Annotated in this window: 1 protein-coding gene; it reads left to right on the forward strand. The window is 71.2% G+C overall.

From position 1 onward, the window contains the following. Positions 1 to 185: 185 nt before the first annotated feature. A partial coding sequence (locus GL263_RS27445; RefSeq protein ID WP_228456884.1) for a methyltransferase domain-containing protein occupies positions 186 to 785 on the forward strand: 600 nt, incomplete at its 3' end.

A 785-nucleotide genomic window follows, 5' to 3' on the forward strand; every position in this document is an offset into this window, starting at 1 on the left:
GGTGGGGACATGTTGCCGGGGCAGCCGTGGACGCCGGACGAGGAGCCGCCGAACCCTGATGGTTCGGCCCCGGACGGGGACGGGACACACCGGAAGTGAGGACACCGGATACGCGGGTGGGGCGCGCTGGACGCGAGGAGTTGGGGCGGAGGCTGGTTCGGTGCGGCGCGCTGTCTTCGGACTGGTTGCCGACGTTCGCCGCCGTGGACCGGGCGGCGTTCCTGCCCGACCGGTTCTGGCCGTTCGACGTGACGCGGCAGAGCAGCGGCGTCCTGGTGGAGCGGGAGGTGGATCCGGACGCCTGGTATGCGGCGGCGGACGGTGACGTGCCCATCGTGACGCAGTGGGATGACGGTCGGCATCGAGGCGATGATCCGGGACGCGTGGCCACGAGTTCGTCGTCGATGCCCTCCGTCGTCTGGTCGCTGCTGCGGGAGTTGTCGGTGGAGGACGGTATGAAGGTGTTGGACGTGGGAACCGGGACGGGTGAGACGGCGGGGGCGCTCACCCATCGGCTGGGTCATGGACGGGTGACGACGGTCGAGGTGGACGCGGCGGTCTCCGCGCACGCGCGGGAGCGGCTCTGCCGGCTCGGCCTGTATCCGGAGGTGGTGGTGGGTGACGCGGTCCAGGGTGCTTTCGCGAGCGGGCAGTACGACCGCGTCCTGGCGACCGTTGGAGTACGGGAGGTGCCGGAGGCATGGATCGGCCAGACGCGGGACGGTGGGGTGGTGTTGGTGCCCTGGGGGACGCACTTCACCGGCGGGGACGCCATGGTGCGGCTC

Origin of the sequence: Streptomyces durbertensis, from assembly GCF_014156695.1 — a bacterium.
Taxonomy (GTDB): Bacteria; Actinomycetota; Actinomycetes; order Streptomycetales; family Streptomycetaceae; genus Streptomyces; species Streptomyces durbertensis.